The organism is Streptomyces caeni, assembly GCF_042678285.1.
In the GTDB taxonomy this organism is placed as follows: domain Bacteria; phylum Actinomycetota; class Actinomycetes; order Streptomycetales; family Streptomycetaceae; genus Streptomyces; species Streptomyces caeni.
On sequence record NZ_JBHUDX010000071.1, the window covers coordinates 1 to 19,139 of the forward strand.

Annotated in this window: 17 protein-coding genes; 13 read left to right on the forward strand and 4 right to left on the reverse strand. The window is 72.3% G+C overall.

Translation table 11 applies throughout. The features are described 5' to 3' along the window. From ACFSL4_RS24035 to ACFSL4_RS24055, 5 genes are all read left to right on the forward strand, one after another. Positions 1-863: 2-oxo acid dehydrogenase subunit E2 (locus ACFSL4_RS24035; protein ID WP_381086609.1), on the forward strand; the 863-nt coding region annotated here is incomplete at its 5' end. A 194-nt stretch (positions 864-1,057) separates the two neighbouring features. Further along, entirely contained in the window at positions 1,058-1,681 is a 624-nt protein-coding gene (locus ACFSL4_RS24040) for a GntR family transcriptional regulator (protein WP_381086612.1), read from the forward strand. A gap of 265 nt (positions 1,682-1,946) precedes the next feature. After that, complete coding sequence (gene aceE, locus ACFSL4_RS24045) at positions 1,947-4,649, forward strand: pyruvate dehydrogenase (acetyl-transferring), homodimeric type (protein WP_381086615.1); 2,703 nt, start codon at positions 1,947-1,949, stop codon at positions 4,647-4,649. A gap of 78 nt (positions 4,650-4,727) precedes the next feature. Beyond that, positions 4,728-5,720, forward strand: coding sequence for a helix-turn-helix transcriptional regulator (locus tag ACFSL4_RS24050; RefSeq protein WP_381086618.1), 993 nt, complete (start codon positions 4,728-4,730; stop codon positions 5,718-5,720). A gap of 55 nt (positions 5,721-5,775) precedes the next feature. Further along, positions 5,776-6,294, forward strand: a complete 519-nt coding sequence (locus ACFSL4_RS24055; RefSeq protein ID WP_381086851.1) for a DUF4240 domain-containing protein — start codon at positions 5,776-5,778, stop codon at positions 6,292-6,294. 178 nt (positions 6,295-6,472) lie between these two features. Here ACFSL4_RS24055 and ACFSL4_RS24060 read toward each other — a convergent pair whose 3' ends face one another. Beyond that, entirely contained in the window at positions 6,473-7,276 is an 804-nt protein-coding gene (locus ACFSL4_RS24060) for a peptidoglycan recognition protein family protein (protein WP_381086621.1), read from the reverse strand. 204 nt (positions 7,277-7,480) lie between these two features. Between ACFSL4_RS24060 and ACFSL4_RS24065 the strand changes: the two genes are divergently transcribed. Next, positions 7,481-8,665: a MarP family serine protease gene (locus ACFSL4_RS24065; RefSeq protein ID WP_381086623.1), complete on the forward strand. Its 1,185-nt coding sequence runs from the start codon at positions 7,481-7,483 to the stop codon at positions 8,663-8,665. A 58-nt stretch (positions 8,666-8,723) separates the two neighbouring features. On the opposite strand, the gene ACFSL4_RS24070 is transcribed toward ACFSL4_RS24065, so the two are convergent. After that, the gene (locus ACFSL4_RS24070; protein WP_381086626.1) at positions 8,724-9,212 is read right to left on the reverse strand and encodes a GNAT family N-acetyltransferase; all 489 of its coding nucleotides are present in this window, start codon (positions 9,210-9,212) and stop codon (positions 8,724-8,726) included. Positions 9,213-9,283: 71 nt separating this feature from the next. Between ACFSL4_RS24070 and ACFSL4_RS24075 the strand changes: the two genes are divergently transcribed. Both ACFSL4_RS24075 and ACFSL4_RS24080 read left to right on the forward strand, forming a co-directional pair. Further along, positions 9,284-10,186, forward strand: a complete 903-nt coding sequence (locus ACFSL4_RS24075) for a TIGR01777 family oxidoreductase (RefSeq protein ID WP_381086629.1) — start codon at positions 9,284-9,286, stop codon at positions 10,184-10,186. A gap of 188 nt (positions 10,187-10,374) precedes the next feature. After that, on the forward strand, positions 10,375-11,784 hold the full coding sequence (locus ACFSL4_RS24080; protein ID WP_381086632.1) for an NAD(P)/FAD-dependent oxidoreductase: 1,410 nt from the start codon (positions 10,375-10,377) through the stop codon (positions 11,782-11,784). A gap of 18 nt (positions 11,785-11,802) precedes the next feature. Here the strand turns inward: ACFSL4_RS24080 and ACFSL4_RS24085 are convergent, their stop codons facing one another. Continuing rightward, the gene (locus ACFSL4_RS24085) at positions 11,803-13,239 is read right to left on the reverse strand and encodes a regulator (RefSeq protein ID WP_381086635.1); all 1,437 of its coding nucleotides are present in this window, start codon (positions 13,237-13,239) and stop codon (positions 11,803-11,805) included. Positions 13,240-13,537: 298 nt separating this feature from the next. Between ACFSL4_RS24085 and lipB the strand changes: the two genes are divergently transcribed. The 4 genes from lipB to ACFSL4_RS24105 all read left to right on the forward strand — a co-directional run bounded on the left by lipB (position 13,538) and on the right by ACFSL4_RS24105 (position 16,753). After that, positions 13,538-14,335 carry a lipoyl(octanoyl) transferase LipB gene (lipB, locus tag ACFSL4_RS24090; protein ID WP_381086639.1) on the forward strand — a complete coding sequence of 266 codons (798 nt, stop codon included), beginning with the start codon at positions 13,538-13,540 and terminating at the stop codon, positions 14,333-14,335. Positions 14,336-14,444: 109 nt separating this feature from the next. After that, the gene (gene lipA, locus ACFSL4_RS24095; protein WP_381086642.1) at positions 14,445-15,434 is read left to right on the forward strand and encodes a lipoyl synthase; all 990 of its coding nucleotides are present in this window, start codon (positions 14,445-14,447) and stop codon (positions 15,432-15,434) included. Between the two features lie 280 nt (positions 15,435-15,714). Continuing rightward, on the forward strand, positions 15,715-15,912 hold the full coding sequence (locus ACFSL4_RS24100) for an SCO2195 family GlnR-regulated protein (protein ID WP_381086645.1): 198 nt from the start codon (positions 15,715-15,717) through the stop codon (positions 15,910-15,912). Between the two features lie 142 nt (positions 15,913-16,054). Further along, positions 16,055-16,753, forward strand: coding sequence for a DUF4191 domain-containing protein (locus ACFSL4_RS24105; protein ID WP_381086648.1), 699 nt, complete (start codon positions 16,055-16,057; stop codon positions 16,751-16,753). A 282-nt stretch (positions 16,754-17,035) separates the two neighbouring features. Here ACFSL4_RS24105 and ACFSL4_RS24110 read toward each other — a convergent pair whose 3' ends face one another. After that, positions 17,036-17,503 carry an RDD family protein gene (locus ACFSL4_RS24110; protein ID WP_381086650.1) on the reverse strand — a complete coding sequence of 156 codons (468 nt, stop codon included), beginning with the start codon at positions 17,501-17,503 and terminating at the stop codon, positions 17,036-17,038. A gap of 198 nt (positions 17,504-17,701) precedes the next feature. Here ACFSL4_RS24110 and glnA point away from each other — a divergent pair, with 198 nt between their 5' ends. Continuing rightward, positions 17,702-19,111, forward strand: a complete 1,410-nt coding sequence (glnA, locus tag ACFSL4_RS24115; protein ID WP_381086653.1) for a type I glutamate--ammonia ligase — start codon at positions 17,702-17,704, stop codon at positions 19,109-19,111. Positions 19,112-19,139 lie beyond the last annotated feature (28 nt).

Below are 19,139 nucleotides of genomic sequence, written 5' to 3' on the forward strand. Positions count from 1 at the left end.
ACGGCACCGGCGTCGGCGGCCGCATCCGCAAGCAGGACGTCATCGCCGCCGCCGAGGCCGCGAAGGCCGCCGCCCCGGCCCCGGCCGCCGCCCCGGCCCCGGCCCCGGCCGCCAGGAAGGCACCGGTCCTGGAGGTCTCCCCGCTGCGCGGCCAGACCGTCAAGATGCCGCGGATCCGCAAGGTCATCGGCGACAACATGGTCAAGGCCCTGCACGAGCAGGCCCAGCTCTCCTCGGTCGTCGAGGTCGACGTGACCCGCCTGATGCGCCTGCGCGAGCAGGCCAAGGGCTCGTTCGCCGCCCGCGAGGGCGTCAAGCTGTCCCCGATGCCGTTCTTCGTGAAGGCGGCGGCCCAGGCGCTGAAGGGCCACCCGGTCATCAACGCCCGGATCAACGAGGCCGAGGGCACCATCACGTACTTCGACACGGAGAACGTCGGCATCGCCGTGGACTCCGAGAAGGGCCTGATGACCCCGGTCATCAAGAACGCCGGCGACCTGAACATCGCCGGTATCGCCAAGGCCACCGCCGACCTGGCGGCCAAGGTCCGCAGCAACAAGATCACGCCGGACGAGCTGGCCGGCGCGACCTTCACCGTCAGCAACACCGGTTCGCGCGGCGCGCTGTTCGACACGATCATCGTGCCCCCGGGCCAGGTGGCGATCCTCGGCATCGGCGCCACGGTCAAGCGCCCCGCCGTCATCGAGACGGAGGAGGGTACGGTCATCGGCATCCGCGACATGACGTACCTGACGCTGTCCTACGACCACCGCCTGGTGGACGGCGCCGACGCGGCCCGCTACCTGACGGCGGTCAAGGCGATCCTGGAGGCCGGCGAGTTCGAGGTCGAGCTCGGCCTCTGAGCCCCCGGCAGACGAGCGACCCTCGGTGCCCCCGCCCGGAGATCCGGGCGGGGGCACCGTGTTTCCGACCGGGGCGTGTAAGTCTCGTCTCACCTGCACGAAAGCACCCCCATGCACCTCTCACGGACGGGGCCGCGGCCTTATTGTCTAAACGTCAACCCCAGGGGCCGGTGGCCCCCGCCTAAGGAGCCGTCATGACCGCGCCAGTCGTCCACTCGCTGCGCGAACAGATCCGCGAGCACATCGTGGAGGGGATCGTCAGCGGGCGCTGGAAGCCGGGCGAGCGGATCGTGGAGCGGCGGATCGCCACGGAGCTGGAGGTCAGCCAGACTCCGGTCCGGGAGGCACTGCGGGAACTGGAGTCCCTGCGGCTGATCGAGTCCGCCCCCAACAAGGGTGTGCGGGTGAGGAACCTGACCGCCGCTGACCTGGAGGAGTCCTACCCCGTGCGGGCCGGCCTGGAGGCCATCGCGGCGGAGCTGGCCGCCGACAGACTGGCCGAGGACTGCTCCGAGCTGGAGCCGCACGTCGCCGCGCTGTACGAGGCGGACCGCGAGTCGGACGGGACGGCGCAGGTGCGGCACACGGTGGCGTTCCACCGGGAACTGGTGCGGGCCGCCGGGAACTCGGTGCTGCTGCACACCTGGGAGGGTCTCGGCATCGAGGTGTTCACGGCGCTGTCGATCCGGTGGCTGGGGACGGTACAGCAGTCGTACGCGGAGGAGCACGAGGAACTCGTGGCCGCGTTCCGCAGGCGGGATCCGCGGATCGCCGAGATCGTGAAGGCCCACGTACTGGGCTGCGCGCCGCGTGCCTGACCTGGGACACCGCCGCGCTCAGGCGTCCCCACCTGCGAAAACCCTCGAAGAACACGGCACCCGGTGTCTCGGTACGAGGCACCGGGTGCCGACTTTCTCGTGATCAAGAGGTTTTGGTCCGCAACCCTTTGATCGATCATCGATCAGCGGGTTAGAGTCGCCGACGGGCTTCCACCCGAGCCCCAGCCCTGTCCTGCCAAAGACCAAGGGCACCCCCGAACCCTTACCGACGAGGGAACCCTCTTCGACTGAGGAAGGCGGCGACATGACCGACCCCCACGCCATCCGGCCGAGCGAGCTCGACCAGCTCCCGGACCGCGACCCCGAGGAGACCGCCGAATGGCAGGCGTCTCTGGACGCCGTCGCCCAGGCGGCCGGGCCGCACCGTGCCGCCTACCTGATGCGCCGCACGCTGGAGCGTGCCGAGGGCACCGGCATCGCGCTGCCCGCGCTCCTGGAGACCGACTACGTCAACACCATCCCCACCGCCGCCGAGCCGGACGTGCCCGGTGACGAGGAGATGGAGCGCCGCATCACCGCGTGGAACCGCTGGAACGCGGCCGCGATGGTGACCCGCGGCAGCAAGTACGGCGTCGGTGGCCACATCGCCACCTTCGCCTCCGCGGCCTGGCTGTACGAAACCGGCTTCAACCACTTCTTCAGGGGCAAGGGGGGCGACGGTTCCGGCGACCAGCTCTACATCCAGGGCCACGCCTCCCCCGGCATCTACGCCCGCGCCTTCCTCGACGGCCGCCTCACAGAGGACCACCTGGACAACTTCCGGCAGGAGGCGGGCGGCAACGGACTGCCCTCCTACCCGCACCCGCGCCGCCTGCCCTGGCTCTGGGAGTTCCCGACCGTCTCCATGGGCCTGGGTCCGCTCTCCGCGATCTACCAGGCGCGTTTCAACCGCTATCTCACCCACCGCGGCATCAAGGACGTCTCGTCCTCGCATGTGTGGGCCTTCCTCGGCGACGGCGAGATGGACGAGCCCGAGTCGACGGCGGCGCTGGCGCTCGCCGCGCGCGAGGAGCTGGACAACCTCACCTTCGTCATCAACTGCAACCTGCAGCGCCTCGACGGCCCGGTCCGCGCCAACTTCAAGATCGTGCAGGAGCTGGAGGCCCAGTTCCGCGGCGCCGGCTGGAACGTCGTCAAGACGCTGTGGGGCACGGCCTGGGACGAGCTGTTCGCGCTCGACACCACCGGCGCGCTGGTACGACGGCTGCGCGAGGTTCCGGACGCGCAGGTCCAGACGTACCAGACCCGTGACGCCGCCTATATCCGCCAGGACTTCTTCGGCAAGGACCCGGCCCTCGCCGAGATGGCGAAGCTGCTGAGCGACGACAAGATCCTGGAGTGCTTCCACCTCTCGCGCGGCGGCCACGAGGCACGCAAGGTCCACGCCGCGTACAGGGCGGCCCTGGAGCACAAGGGCGCGCCGACCGTCATCCTGGCCCAGACCGTCAAGGGCTTCACGCTCGGCGAGGGTTTCGCGTCGAAGAACGCCAACCACCAGATGAAGAAGCTGACGGTGGACGAGTTCAAGGCGATGCGCGACCTGCTGGAACTGCCGATCCCGGACGCGCGCTTCGAGGGCGGCGTGGTGCCCTACGGCCACCCGGGCGCCGGCTCCCCCGAGGTCCGCTACCTCCAGGAGCGCCGCGCGGCCCTCGGCGGCCCGGCCCCGGCCCGCCGCGTCCACCCCGTCGCCCCGCTGCCGGCCCCGGCCGAGAAGGCGTTCGCCGCCTTCGACAAGGGCTCCGGCTCCCAGAACGTGGCCACCACCATGGCGTTCGTCCGCCTGGTCAAGGACCTGGTCCGCGACCGGGAGACGGGCCGGCGCTGGGTGCCCATCGTCCCCGACGAGGCGCGCACCTTCGGCATGGAGAGCCTGTTCCCCTCCCTGGGCATCTACTCGCCCAAGGGCCAGACGTACGAGCCGGTCGACCGCGACCAGCTGATGTACTACAGGGAGGCCACCAACGGCCAGATCCTCAACGAGGGGATCACCGAGGCCGGTTCCATGGCCGACTTCATCGCCGCCTCGACGTCGTACGCGACACACGGCGAGCCGATGATCCCCTTCTACATCTTCTACTCGATGTTCGGCTGGCAGCGCACGGCCGACCAGATGTGGCAGCTCGGCGACCAGCTCGGCCGCGGCTTCCTGGTCGGCGCCACGGCCGGCCGCACCACGCTGACCGGTGAGGGACTGCAGCACGCCGACGGCCACTCACCGGTGATCGCGGCGACGAACCCCGCCGCCCTGACGTACGACCCGGCGTTCGCGTACGAGATCGCGGTCATCGTGAAGGACGGCCTGCGCCGCATGTACGGCGGGACTCTGCCCGGTGAGGACCCGAACGTCTTCTACTACCTCACCGTCTACAACGAGCCGCTGCCGCAGCCCGCGAAACCGTCCGTGCCCGGCATCGACCAGGGCATCGTCAAGGGCCTGTACCGCTTCAACACGGCCGAGTCGGCGGGGCTCTCCGCCCTGGCGAACGCCCCGCGGATCCAGTTGCTGGCCTCGGGCACGGCGATCCACTGGGCGCTCGACGCCCAGAAGCTCCTCGCCGAGGAGTGGGACGTGGCGGCCGACGTGTGGTCGGCGACATCGTGGGGTGAGCTGCGGCGCGACGCGATGGAGGCGGACGCGGCCCTGCTGCGCGGCGAGGAGCGGGTGCCGTACGTGCGGCAGGCGCTCCAGGGCGCCGAGGGCCCGGTCCTGGCGGTCTCCGACTACATGCGCCAGGTCCCCGACCAGATCGCGCAGTGGGTCGAGCAGGACTACTCCTCGCTGGGCACCGACGGCTTCGGCCTGTCGGACACCCGTGACGCGGCCCGGCGCCACTTCGGCGTCGACGCCCGGTCGATCGTCGTGGCGGCCCTGGCCCAGTTGGCCAGGCGCGGCGAGGTCAGGACCGCGGCCGTGAAGGAGGCGCGGGACCGCTACGGCCTGTAGAGGCCGGGTCCCCGTCGGATGAGGGGCACGGCGGCCGCCGTGCCCCTCGCTGTCGGTGCCGCCCGGCATCATGAAGCCATGCGTGCCGCCCGCCTCATCAAGATGGTGCTGCTGCTCCAGTCCCGTCCCGCCATGACCGCCGCCGAGCTGGCCCGTGAGCTGGAGGTGTCCGAGCGGACCGTGACACGGGACGCCCAGGCCCTGTCGGAGGCGGGCGTCCCGGTGTACGCGGACCGGGGCCGCCGCGGCGGTTACCGGCTCATCGGCGGGTACCGCACCCGGCTGACCGGTCTCGCCCGCGAGGAGGCCGAGGCCCTGTTCCTCAGCGGCGTTCCGGTGGCGCTGCGTGAGATGGGGCTGCAGGACGCGGCCTCCGCGGCCCGGCTGAAGGTCTCCGCGGCCCTGCTGCCGTCCCTGCGCGACGCGCCCCGCACGGCGGCGCAGCGGTTCCATCTGGACGCGCCCGCCTGGTTCACGGAGCCCGGGACGCCGCGGCTGCTGCCGGCGGTCGCGGACGCGGTGTGGGACGACCGCCGGATCACCGCGCGCTACCGGCGCGGCGAGATGGGCCGGCACGCCGAGAGCGCCGTGGAGCGGGAGCTGGAGCCGTACGGGCTGGTGCTCAAGGCGGGGGTCTGGTACCTGTGCGCACGGGTCGCGGGGGGCGGAGCGTTCCGCGTGTACCGCATCGACCGCTTCACGGCCGTGGAGGACGGCGGGGAGCGGTTCGCGCGGGACGAGGAGTTCGACCTGGCCGCGTTCTGGGAGGAGCGGGCCGAGCAGTTCGCGCGGTCCGTCCTGCGGGCCGAGGTCGTGGTGCGGCTGTCCGCGGACGGTGTGCGCAGGCTGCCGTACGCCGTCGGCCCCGCGTCCGCCCGGGAGGCGCTGAGCGGTGCGGGCGACCCGGACGAGCGGGGCTGGGTGACGCTGACCCTGCCGGTGGAGTCCGAGGAGGTCGCGCACACGCAATTGACGGCGCTGGGCCCGGAGGCCGAGGTGCTGTCCCCAAAGCGGCTGCGCGCGCGGTTCGCGCGCGATGCGACACGGCTCGCGGGGCTCTACGGCCCATGACGTCCCGCGCCCTCCGCATGCGCCCCTCCCGTGCAGGGCCGATGCTGGTCCCGTGATGGACGAGACGGAGTTCTGGGAGCTGGTGGACACGAGCCGCCGGGCCGCCGGGGGCGACCCCGACGAGCAGGCCGACCAGCTCGTCGAACGGCTGACGCGGCTGGACCCGGACTCGATCCTGGACTTCGCCCGGCACTTCGAGTCCCGGTACAACCGCGCCTACCACTGGGACCTGTGGGGCGCCGCCTGGGTACTGCTCGACGGGGCGAGCGACGACGCGTTCGACTTCTTCCGGTGCTGGCTGATCGGCCAGGGCCGGGAGGTGTTCGAGGGCGCCCTGCACGACCCCGACGCGCTCGCCGGCCTCCTGGAGGACTTCGACGAGGAGATCGACGGCGACGGCGAGGAACTCGGCTACGCGGCGGACGAGGCGTACGAGCAGCTCACCGGCACCGTGGCGCCGGACCTGGGCGTCCCGCCGGCGCCCGCCGAGCCGGAGGGCACCCCGTTCGACATGGAGAACGAGTGCCTGCTCGCCGAGCGCTACCCGAGGCTCTGGGCCCGCTTCAAGGGCTGATCCCGGGCGTGCGTCCCGGCCCGTCCGATCGGCGTGCACCCCGGCCCGTCCGATCGACGTACACCCCGGCCCATCCGATCGACGTACACCCCGGCCCATCCGATCGACGTACACCCCGGCCCGTCCGGTGGACGGGGGCCCGCGCCGTCGCGACACTCGTCCCCGGCCAGGCCACGCGTCAGCGCCGGCCCTGCAGGTGCGCCGCCTGCTCCCTGATCTTCGGGAGGAGGGCGCTGAGCGCCGCACCGGGACAGTTCGTCATGAAGCCGTCGTTGTGCCCGGCGAGGGCGGGCAGCGTGGCGGTGGCGCCCGCCTGGTAGCGGCTCTTGCCGTTGCTGGAGACGAGCCGGACCCTGACGCGCGGGTCGATGTCCGCCAGGCCCAGCTTCCAGGCGGCCAGCGCGGCGATCGCGTCGGTCATCGCCCGGGGCACCGGCACACCCTTGGTGAACGTGCCGATGGCGGCGATGCCCGCGGTGCGGTGGTTGAAGCCCTGGGTGTGGGCGCCGGTGACCGCGCGGTCGATGCCGCCGGCGCGGCCCTCGTAGATCGTGCCGCAGTGGTCGACGAGGAAGTTGTAACCGATGTCGTCCCACCGCCGGTTGCCCCGCTGCCCCGTGTACAAGGCGCGGATGATGCGGGGCGTCTCGGAGCAGCGGTAGCGGTTGGGTGAGTCGGTGTGGTGCACGAAGACCGCGACGACCTTGTCGTCGTAGCGGGGCGGGGGCTGGCCCCGGGTGCCGTCGTCGGCCCAGACGGATCGCGGCACGATGCGCGGCCGGGGCGCCGGGTGCAGGACGGCGGACCGTGCCTGCGCCGGCCGCGGGGGTGGGAGCACCACGGTGCGCTCGGTCCCGGCCGCGCTCATCACCAGGACGAGAACGGCGGCCAGCCCGGGCATGCAGCCGAGCAGCAGCAGGGCGACGCCGGGTCGTCGCAGGGCCTGCGGCCTCCGTGCGCGCACTCTTGGGAAGACACGCATGCTTTCACTGTCCGTCCGTTCCGTCGCATCCGCGATGTGTGCTGTGCCACCTGGTGGAACCATCGTCCCGGTCCGGCACGTTTTCCCCAGTGCTCGCCGCGCGGGCGGCCCGGCTCCTGCGGGGGCGGTTTCCGGGCGCTCCCCGCGTGGCTGATCACCTGGCTCCTGCGGCGCGTACTAGGGGCCCCAGAGAAAGGCGGCTCCGTGGACCTGCTCGACTTCCTGCTGTTGCTGGTGATCCTCGGCTATGCGGCGTCCGGCTACCGGCGCGGGCTGGTGGCCGGCTGTGTGTCCCTGGCCGGCTTCGTGGGCGGTGCGGTGGTCGGCGTGTGGGTGCTGCCGTGGGTGATGGGCCTGGTGACACGGGGTACGACGGCGGCGACGGTGACCGCGGTGTTCACGGTGCTGGTCCCGGCCGTGGCGGGGCACGAGATGGCGGGGCGCCTCGCGCTGAAGCTGCGCCGGGAGCTGGACCGGGGGCCGCTGCGGGTGGCCGACGGCGTCGGCGGGGCGGCGGCCAACACGGCCGCCGTGCTGATCGTGGCATGGGTGGCCGCGAGCGTCCTGGGCGCCTCCTCGTCGCCGCTGGTCACCCAGGCGATCCGGGACTCCCGGCTGCTCGGAGCCGTGCAGAGCGCGATGCCGGACACCACCCCGGCCTGGTTCGCGCGTGCCACCGCCGCGCTCACCCAGGCGGGCTTCCCGCAGGTCTTCAACCCGTTCGAGAACGAGCCCGCGGCCGAGGTCGCCAAGCCCTCCGGCGACAACGTCACGGCGAGCGCGACGAACGCCGCCAAGCTCGCCACGGTGAAGATCGAGGGCGCCGCGGGCGACCAGGGCCGGGAGGGCAGCGGTTTCGTGTACGCGGCACAGCGTGTGATGACCAACGCCCATGTGGTGGCGGGCATCGACCGCCCGAGCGTGCGGATCGGGGGCGTCGGGCCGTCGTACGCGGCGCGCGTGGTGCTCTTCGACCCCGACCGGGACGTGGCCGTGCTGTACGTGCCCGGTCTGCGCGCGCCGGTGCTGCGCTTCGACGAGTCGGCGGCGCGCGGCGACGCGGCCGTGGTCGCGGGCTATCCGGAGGACGGCGACCTGACGCTGCGGGCCGCGACGGTCGCCGGCCGGATCCGGGCCACGGGCCAGAACATCTACAACTCGGGCACCGTCACCCGGGAGATCTACTCGGTGCGCTCGACGGTCCTGCCCGGCAATTCCGGGGGCCCGCTGCTGACCACCGAGGGCAGGGTCTACGGCGTGGTCTTCGCCCGCTCCACCTCGGACACGGAGACGGGGTACGTCCTGACTGCGGCCGAGGTCGCCTCCGACGCGAAGCGCGCCGCGCACGCCACGGCGGCCGTGGACACCGGCGACCTCGTCACGTCCTGAGCGTCACCCGGGGCCCGGGGCCACCCGGGTCGCGGCACGGGCGTCCCTCACCGGGGCGTCACAGGGGGCGCCCCATGAGCACGTCGTCGACGTACTCGCCGTCGAGTTGGAACTCCTCGGGCAGGATGCCCTCCACCGCGAATCCCTCGGACTCGTAGAGGGCGCGGGCCGGGGTGTTGTGCCCGAGGACGCGCAGCGTGATGCGCCGCGCTCCCCGCCGCCGCGCCTCGTCCTGCACGGCGCGCAGCAGGGCCCGGCCGACACCGGCGCCGCGCGCCTCGTCGGCGACGGCGAGCCCCTGGATCTGGCGCACGTGGGAGTTGGACTTCAGCGAGGTCGGGAACCCCAGCCGGATATAGCCGACGAGGGCGCCGCCGAGTTCGGCCACGAGGTGGTCCCGCGGCCCGAACCGCTCGTTGAAGAAGGGCTCGTACGGCGGCTGCGGGCGCGGCTGGACGGCGTGCAGCGGAGACCAGACGGCGCGGTCGAGCCGGCCGAGCGGCTCCTCGTCCTCGGGGGTGGCGTGGCGTATGTACGGAACCGGCATGAGGGTCACTCTAGGCCGGTCGTCCGAGGTGCCGTCCGGCGTCGTGCGCCGGCGCCGGGCAGGATGAGACCATGGAGCGTTCCCGAATCGCTGTGGCCGGCGCGTCCGGCCTCGTCGGAAGTGCCCTGGTGCGGTCGCTGGCCGCCGACGGGCACCAGGTGGTGCGTCTGGTGCGCCGCGCGGCCCGGGGCAGGGACGAGATCTGCTGGGACCCGGAGGGGCGGTACGTGGACGCGGCCGGTCTGGCCGGGTGCGACGCCGTGGTCAACCTGGCGGGGGCCGGGGTCGGCGACCACCGCTGGACGGACGCGTACAAGAAGAGGCTGCGCGACAGCCGGGTGCTGGGCACGGCCGCGCTCGCGGAGGCCGTGGCCTCCCTGGCCGAGCGGCCGCGCGTCTTCGTGAGCGGCAGCGCCATCGGCTACTACGGCGACACCGGGGAGCGGGCCGTGGACGAGGAGGCGCCGCCCGGGGAGGGGTTCCTGCCGTCGTTGTGCGTGGAGTGGGAGGGGGCCGCGGCCGCCGCGCGGGAGGCCGGCGTACGGACGGTGTCCCTGCGGACCGGGCTGGTGGTCGCCCGCGGGGGCGGGGCCTGGGGGCGGCTGTTCCCGCTCTTCGAGGCGGGGCTCGGCGGGCGACTGGGCGACGGGCGGCAGTACTGGTCGTTCATCTCGCTGCACGACGAGGTGGCGGCGATCCGCCATCTCATCGACGGGGAGGGGCTGTCCGGACCGTTCAACCTGACGGCTCCGCAGCCGCTGACCAACCGTGAGATCACGGCGGCGATGGGGCGGGTGCTGCGCCGGCCGACGCTCTTCCCGGTGCCCGCGCCGGTCCTGCGGCTCGCGCTGGGCGAGTTGGCCGGGGACGTGCTGAGCAGTGCGCGGGTGCTGCCCCGGCGGCTGCTGGAGTCCGGGTTCTCCTTCGCGTTCCCGGGGATCGAGGAGTCGCTGCGGGCGGCGCTGGAGCGGTAGCCGGCGAGCACGACGGCGGAGCGGAATTGCGGTGTCCGGCCCTGTGCGACCGTTGTGCGACCGTGCCCTGTCCATGCGCGACTTCCACGGGCCTTGGACGGACCTACGCTCGTCCCGAACTCGGGTATTCCTCAAGCCGGTTGGGGGCATGACGTCTGCACCGGCCGCACAACCTCGAGGAGGGGCACGTGCACGAGCCCGTGAATCAGGCGGACGTCGTCGTCGTGGGGGCCGGGGTCGCCGGTCTCGCGGCGGCCCAACGGCTGACCAGCGCAGGAATCACCACCGTAGTCCTGGAGGCCGCTCCCTGGGTGGGCGGCCGCATGTCGACCGACAAGGTCGACGGCTTCCGGCTCGACCGGATCGGGCAGCTCCTGACAACGCCTTTGACGGCATATCCCGAACTGCGCCGGACCCCGGGGCTCGGCGCACTGGTTCTGCGTCCCTTCGCGCCCGGCGTCCTGGTGCACAGCGAGGGGCGCCACCATCGGGCGGGCGCCCTGATGGGAGGGAGCGCGGGGGGCGCACGCAACGCCCTGAACGCGGTACGCGCCCTCGCGAGCGCCCCCCGGGTGGCCTCCGCTCCCCTGGCGGGGAGCGGACCGGCCCGGGCGCGCGCCGTCCGGGCGAGGGCGGCGGGAGCACGGCCCGGCACCACGCTCGGCGGGGCCGTGGACCAGGCCCGGCTCGGTGCGGCACTGGCCCGGATCTCCGCCACGCCCGTGGAACGGCTGCTGACCCGGCCCGAGCTGCCCGCCGGGCGTGCCCTCGCCGCCCGGGGGATCCCCGCTCGCACAGTCGACGGCTTTCTGCGCCCCCTGCTCGCCGCACTGCTGTGCGACCCGGAGCTGACCACGTCGAGCCGCTGCGCAGACCTCGCGCTGCGCGCCTTCGCGAGCGGCCGGCTGTGCCTGCCGGAGGGCGGGGCGGAGGTCCTGCCGGAGCTGCTGGCGCGGGCGCTGCCGCCGGGGAGCGTGCACACCGGGGTCCGCGTCACGTCGGTCTCCACCACCTCGGTGGCCACCGCCGAGCACGGCGTGGTCCGCTGCCGCGCCGTACTGCTGGCCACCGGCGCGCACACCGCGGCCGAGCTGCTGCCCGGCCTGCGCGTCCCGGACTTCCATCCCGTCACCGTCGTCCACCACGCCACGGACGAGCCGCCGTCGACCGGTGCGTCGCTGCTGCTCGACGCGGACCGCGGCGGTCCCGTGGCGCACACCGCGGTCGTCAGCCGCGTGGACCCCTCCCGTGCGCCCGCGGGCCGCACCCTGGTCTCCTCGACCGTGCTCGGCGCGCCCCCGGACGACGTCGACGGCGCCGTACGGGCCCATCTGGCGCGTCTGTACGGCGCCTCGACCGTTCGCTGGGAGACGCTCGCCGTGCACCACACCGCGCGGGCCGTCCCGGCGATGCGGCCGCCGCACGACCTGCGTCGGCCGGTACGGCTGCTGGCCGGGCTGTACGTGTGCGGCGACCACCGGGACACGAGCACGGTCCAGGGTGCGCTGCACTCCGGGCACCGCGCCGCGTCCGCCGTTCTGGCCGATCTCGGCGCGGGCCCGATGCACGTCGGGGAGCCGCTGCCCACCGCGGCCTGAGGGCCTGGAGCCCGAGGGTCACTGCAGCGCGGCGACCTTGTCGCGGTACCCCCGCACCGGCGCCGCGTCCTTGTACGGCTCCAGGCGGCGTTCGAAGTCCCGTACGTACTCGACCGCACGCGCCGACCGCATGTCCGCTGCCTGCCCGGCGGCCTCGGCGGCCAGCTGGCAGGCCGTGTCCAGCTCGCCGAGGCCGAGCCGCGCCGAGGCGAGCACGACCCGGCAGAACAGCCGGCTGCGGGCGAACCCGGGCGCCCGCAGCCGCAGCGAGCGCTCGGCGTGCTGGACCGCGGCGCGGTACTGCTGCAGATCCCGGTGGCAGTGCCCGAACTCGTCGCTGAGCTGCGCCTCGTCGAAGAAGCGCGCCCAGTACGGGACCTCGTCGCCGGGCCGGGCGGACTCCAGCGCCCGCTCGGCCCGTACGAGCGAGGCCGTGCACGCCCGTACCTCGCCGAGCACGCCGTGGCCGCGCGCCTCGACGGAGTGCAGCAGCGCCTGGACGACGGGCGGCGCCGAGGTGCCGACGCCCTGCTGCGCCACCCGCGCGAGCTGCACGGCCTCCCTGCCATGGCCGAGGTAGACGGCCTGGCGGCTCATCGTGACCAGCACATACGCCCCGTACGCCCGGTCCCCGGCCGCCTGCGCGAGCCGCAGCGCCTGCACGAAGTAGCGCTGGGCGAGGCCGTGCGCGGCGATGTCGTACGACGTCCAGCCCGCGAGCCGGGTGAGGTCGGCGGCCGCCGCGAACAGGCGGCGGCCCGTCTGCTCGCCGTAGGTACCGCGCAGCATCGGCTCGGCCTCGTGCTCCAGATAGCGCACGAGAGCCTGGCGGGCGTGGCCGCCGCCGTAGGCGTGGTCCAGGGCCCGGAACAGCTCGCCGACCGAGCGGAGCGCGGCGACGTCGCCGCCGCTGACCTTCTGACCGGGGCCGCGCTCCGACTGGCCGCGCTGCCGGGGCACCGCGGGCCGGCCCTGGGCCGGGACGCGGGGTGCGGCCTCGCAGCGGCTCACCCGGTCGTCGGCCCGGCCGATCAGCCAGTCCCTGCTGGGCACGACCAGCCCGGCCGGAGTGAAGGCGATCTTGCGCAGCTCGGCGTGGCTGCCCGAGTCCTTGCGCCACAGGCCGCTGACAATGTCGACCGCCTCCTGAGGGGTGGCGGCGAACTCCAGGCCCGCGTAGACGGGTGCGCAGGCGTCGAGCCCGAGGTCCTGCGCGGTGAGCCGGCGGCCGAGCCGCCGGGTGAAGACCTCGGCGATCAGCGCGGGGGTGGTGCCACGCGGCTGCTGTCCGCGCAGCCATCGGGTCACGGAGGTCTTGTCGTATCTGAGATCGAGCCCGTGTTCGAGGCCGAGCTGGTCGACGCGACGGGCGAGACCTGCGTTGGAGAACCCCGCTTCTGCAATGAGCGCGGCGAGCTGTCGGTTGGGGGTGCGCTGCGCGGGTCGTTCCGTCATCTGCGGTGCGGTCTCCTGACTTTCGGACCGCGACGACGCCCCGGGAGGGGCGGATGCCTCCCCCGGCGTCGCCGCGGTGCCCGGATCGCCTGTGAACAGCCCTTATGGCCTCATGGACGGCGTGAATGTAGCGGAGAGTGAGCAGATCGTCGCACCCTTCGGCGTCCATTCATCCGATCGTGTGAGGATTGGGCGGCCGGGATGACGAACAGCACCGGACGGTGCCGCTCCCTGGGCTGGACGTACAGTGGCGTGGGCGTCTTTCGCGCCTGACGAAGCTTCTAGGGAGGCGCTTGCCGTGAGTGAGATGCGGTTCGTCCGTATGGGGTTCGGGGCGCAGGCCGTCGACTACCAGGCGGCCTGGGAGGAGCAGCGCCGGGTGCACGCCGCCCGCTTCGCGGACGAGATCCCGGACACCTGCCTGCTGCTCGAGCACCCTCCGGTCTACACGGCGGGCCGGCGCACGGCGGACGACGAGCGCCCCCTGGACGGCACCCCCGTGATCGACGTGGACCGCGGCGGCAAGATCACCTGGCACGGCCCGGGCCAGCTGGTGGGCTACCCGATCCAGAAGCTGCCGCGCCCGGTCGACGTCGTCGCCCATGTGCGCCGCCTGGAGGAGGCGCTGATCCTCACCTGCGCGGAGTTCGGCCTGGAGACGACCCGGGTCGAGGGCCGCAGCGGCGTCTGGGTGCTGGGGGACCCCGTGGAGCAGCGCCCGTCCTTCGGCGGGCTCTCCCTGGACTTCGACCCGCGCCTGCACGACGACGAGTTCGACCCGCGGCTGAACGGCCCGGAGTACGCGCCCTCCAACGCGGGCCAGCGGCGCGAGGACCGCAAGATCGCGGCGATCGGCATCCGCGTCGCCAAGGGGGTCACGATGCACGGCTTCGCTCTGAACGTGAACCCCGACAACGCGTGGTTCGACCGGATCATCCCCTGCGGCATCCGGGACGCCGGCGTCACGTCCCTGGCCAACGAGCTGGGCCGGGACGTGACCATCGCCCAGGTGCTTCCGGTGGCGGAACGGCATCTGCGGGACGTGCTGGAGAACGCGGAGCTCAAGCCGCGGGAGGTCGAGCGGGCGACGGCGTAGCCGAGGGGGGACGCACCCCCGCCGCCCCGGCTCGCCCCGCAGGCGGGACCGTACACATCACGGGCGTACGCTGGTGTACGCCGAAGAATCGAAGCTACAGGGAGCCGATGTGTCCGCAGTCGCACCCGACGGACGCAAGTTGCTGCGCCTGGAGGTCCGCAACAGCCAGACCCCCATCGAGCGCAAGCCCGAGTGGATCAAGACCCGGGCGAAAATGGGTCCCGAGTACACGAAGATGCAGAACCTGGTGAAGAGCGAGGGCCTGCACACGGTCTGCCAGGAAGCCGGCTGCCCCAACATCTACGAGTGCTGGGAGGACCGCGAGGCGACGTTCCTGATCGGTGGCGACCAGTGCACCCGCCGCTGCGACTTCTGCCAGATCGACACCGGCAGGCCCGAGGCGCTGGACCGCGACGAGCCCCGCCGCGTGGGCGAGTCGGTGGTCGCCATGGACCTGAACTACGCCACGATCACCGGGGTGGCGCGGGACGATCTCGAGGACGGCGGCGCCTGGCTGTACGCGGAGACGGTCCGCGAGATCCACCGGCAGACCGCGGACCGTGAGGGCGGGCACACCAAGGTCGAGCTGCTCGCCCCCGACTTCAACGCGGTCCCCGAGCAGCTCGAAGAGGTATTCTCCGCCCGCCCGGAGGTCTTCGCCCACAACGTCGAGACCGTCCCGCGGATCTTCAAGCGCATCCGCCCCGGCTTCCGCTACGACCGCTCCCTGAAGGTCATCACCGCCGCCCGCGACTACGGTCTGGTCACGAAGTCGAACCTCATCCTCGGCATGGGCGAGACCCGCGAGGAGGTCGTCGAGGCGCTGCGGCAGCTGCACGACGCGGGCTGCGAGCTGGTCACCATCACGCAGTACCTGCGCCCCTCGGTGCGCCACCACCCGGTGGAGCGCTGGGTCAAGCCGCAGGAGTTCGTCGAGCTGAAGGAGGAGGCCGAGCAGATGGGCTTCTCCGGTGTCATGTCCGGCCCGCTGGTCCGTTCCTCGTACCGCGCCGGACGGCTGTACGGGATGGCTGTCGAACAGCGCCGGTCGGCTGCTCCGCAGCGGGGTGGCGCGTACATCGCCTCACAGGCGGTCTGACCCGCCCCGCACAGGGCGCATGGCACTGCGTGCCAGTTCCCGCGTGTGAATCCGCACACAGGCAACTCCCGGCCGAGCATGACCAGTTGACGCGGTCCCGACCGTCCCCGCAGCTAGCGGGCGTCGGCGGGGCCGCGTCGCGTTCCGGGGCCGCACGGCGAGGCTTCATCGGCGTTTGACCGGTCGGTCACGCCCTGGTAACACCAAACAGTGACCCTGGTCATACGTCACGTACCGCCTGGGTCCACAGCCGCCGCCTACCCGAGGGGGGACCTCCACCATGCAGGCCGCGCCCGTTCGCGCCACCGCGATTCCTTCGTTCACCGATGCACTGCGTGCCATTGAGTCACTGCTCATGAGCGGCGGTCAGCGGACCGCCCGCCGCAACGCCTGGACCTCCGTCCTGGAGGACCGCCGCCGCGCCAAGGACCGCATGGAGGCGCAGCGCATGCTCGACGCCGTGTCCTCACGTTCGTAAGCCGCAGGTCACCGCTCACCCCCGCGGAGCGACCCCACCGCTCCCTCCCCTCCCCCCTCCGGTTTCCTCCGCCGGCCGGGCGCCCGCTCCCCGTCGGGCACTGCCGTCGTCGCCGCCTTCCGGGACACGTAGACTTCGTGCCATGGCGAGGAAGGAAACCGCAGCGGACGCTGCGAACGCGGGGCGACTGAAGCAGATCGCCCTGACCTACAAGATGACCCGCAGGGCCGATCCGAAGATCGGTCTTGTGCTCGCGGCTGTCGGAATCGTCACCTTCGGTGTCTTCCTCGCGATCGGTTTCTTGCTCGGTCACCCCGTTTATCTAGGCATTCTCGGCTTCCTGCTCGCCTTCCTCGCGACGGCGATCGTCTTCGGACGCCGGGCCGAGCATGCCGCCTTCGGGCAGATGGAGGGCCAGCCGGGCGCCGCCGCGGCGGTCCTGGACAACATCGGACGCGGCTGGACCACCACGCCGGCGGTGGCGATGAACCGCAGCCAGGACGTGGTGCACCGCGCGGTCGGCAAGGCGGGCATCGTGCTGGTCGCCGAGGGCAACCCGAACCGGGTGAAGAGCCTGCTGGCCGCCGAGAAGAAGAAGATGGCGCGCATCGTCGCGGACGTGCCGGTGCACGACGTGGTCGTCGGCAACGACGAGGGCCAGGTCGAGCTGAAGAAGCTCCGTACCACGATGCTGAAGTTCCCTCGGGTGCTCACCGGCCCGCAGGTGACCGCGACCAACGACCGGCTGCGCGCGCTGGGCGACCTGATGAGCAACATGCCGCTGCCGAAGGGGCCGCTGCCCAAGGGGATGCGTATGCCGCGGGGCGGTCGCCTGCGGTGACGCTGCCGCCGGGCTGAGCCGGACGGTTCGGGGCCCGGGGAGCTGTGGCGGCTCCCCGGGCCCCGCGGCATGTCATGGGGTGCGATGGCATCGGCCGCCGCGGGCCGACGAAGGTTGCTCGCGCAGTTCCCCCGCGCCCCCTGACGGGGTGCCCCCGCGGCTTCCCGAGACCCGGCATGTCATGGGGTGCGGCGGCATCCGCCACTGCGGGCCGGCCCGGGCTTGCCCGCGCAGTTCCCCGCGCCCCTGACGGAGCGCTCCGCCCGGGTCTCGGATGCGGTCTCAGATGCGGATCTCGACCGTCTTCGCCACCCGGTCGTGCAGGCCCCGGCCGTCGCGGTCCCAGATCAGGGCCGGAACCGCCAGGCACAGCAGCACGGTGCGGGCGAGGGCGCGCAGCGGCGCCACCCGGCCCGTCTCCACCCCGACCACCCGCAGGCCGAACAGGCGCTTGCCGGGTGTGAAGCCGACCGTGCCGACGGTCAGGACGCCCAGCACGAAGAAGATGAGCAGCGCCCAGTTACCCGTGGCCTGGTCGTAGCCGTCCGTGATCAGACCGTATGCGATCAAGAGGCACAGGCCCCAGTCGACGGCGAGGGCGCCGAGGCGGCGGCCGGGGCGGGCGATCGAGCCCGGTCCCTGCTCGGGCAGACCGAGCTGCTGTCCCCGGTATCCGAGGTCCGCCCCGGCCTCTTCCATGGCCGCGCGGGGACCGGAGAGCCACGATCCGATTGCTTGCCTGTTGTCCACCCGTCCACGGTACTGCGCGCCTCCCGGCGGGCAGGGACGCGGGGTGACTGTGACGCGCACCGGTTAACCTGGGAGAAACAAACGGGTCACGCTTGAGAAATCCTCCGTCCCTATTGTCGGGGCCAGCGTGTGCCACCGCACTGGCCGCACGAAGAACTACCACCCCGGTCAGGAACGGTCGGGAGTAGGAGGAGCTGGATGTTCCAGAACGCCGACGAGGCCAAGAAGTTCATCGCGGACGAGGACGTCAAGTTCGTCGACGTCCGCTTCTGCGACCTGCCGGGCGTGATGCAGCACTTCACGGTGCCTGTCGAGGCGTTCGACCCGGACGACGAGCTGGCCTTCGACGGATCGTCGATCCGTGGTTTCCAGGCCATTCACGAGTCCGACATGGCGCTGCGCGCGGACCTGTCGACCGCCCGGGTCGACCCCTTCCGCCGCGACAAGACGCTGAACATCAACTTCTTCATCCACGACCCGATCACCGGCGAGCAGTACAGCCGTGACCCGCGCAACGTGGCGAAGAAGGCCGAGGCCTACCTCGCCTCCACCGGCATCGCCGACACCGCGTACTTCGGCCCCGAGGCGGAATTCTACGTCTTCGACAGCGTGCGCTTCGCGACCAGCGCGAACGAGTCCTTCTACCACATCGACTCCGAGGCGGGCGCCTGGAACACCGGCGCGCTGGAGGACAACCGCGGTTACAAGGTCCGCTACAAGGGCGGCTACTTCCCGGTCCCGCCGGTCGACCACTTCGCCGACCTGCGTGCCGAGATCTCCCTGGAGCTGGAGCGGGCCGGGCTGAAGGTCGAGCGCCAGCACCACGAGGTGGGCACCGCCGGCCAGGCCGAGATCAACTACAAGTTCAACACGCTGCTCGCCGCCGCCGACGACCTCCAGCTCTTCAAGTACATCGTGAAGAACGTCGCCTGGCGCAACGGCAAGACCGCGACCTTCATGCCGAAGCCGATCTTCGGCGACAACGGCTCGGGCATGCACGTCCACCAGTCCCTGTGGAGCAACGGCGACCCGCTGTTCTACGACGAGGCCGGCTACGCGGGCCTGTCGGACACCGCCCGCTACTACATCGGCGGCATCCTCAGGCACGCCCCGTCGCTGCTGGCCTTCACCAACCCGACGGTGAACTCGTACCACCGCCTGGTTCCGGGCTTCGAGGCGCCGGTCAACCTGGTGTACTCGCAGCGCAACCGCTCCGCCGCCATGCGTATCCCGATCACGGGCTCGAACCCGAAGGCCAAGCGCGTCGAGTTCCGCGCCCCGGACTCCTCCGGCAACCCGTACCTGGCCTTCTCCGCCCTGCTGCTCGCGGGCCTGGACGGCATCAAGAACAAGATCGAGCCGGCCGAGCCGATCGACAAGGACCTGTACGAGCTGGCTCCCGAGGAGCACGCGGGCGTCCCGCAGGTCCCGACCTCCCTGCCGGCCGTCCTCGACTCGCTCGAGAGCGACCACGAGTTCCTCCTCCAGGGCGACGTCTTCACCGCCGACCTGATCGAGACGTGGATCGACTTCAAGCGCACCAACGAGATCGCCCCGCTGCAGCTGCGTCCGCACCCGCACGAGTTCGAGCTCTACTTCGACGTGTGAGCCGGCCGCTCCGGTAGCTCTCACCCGG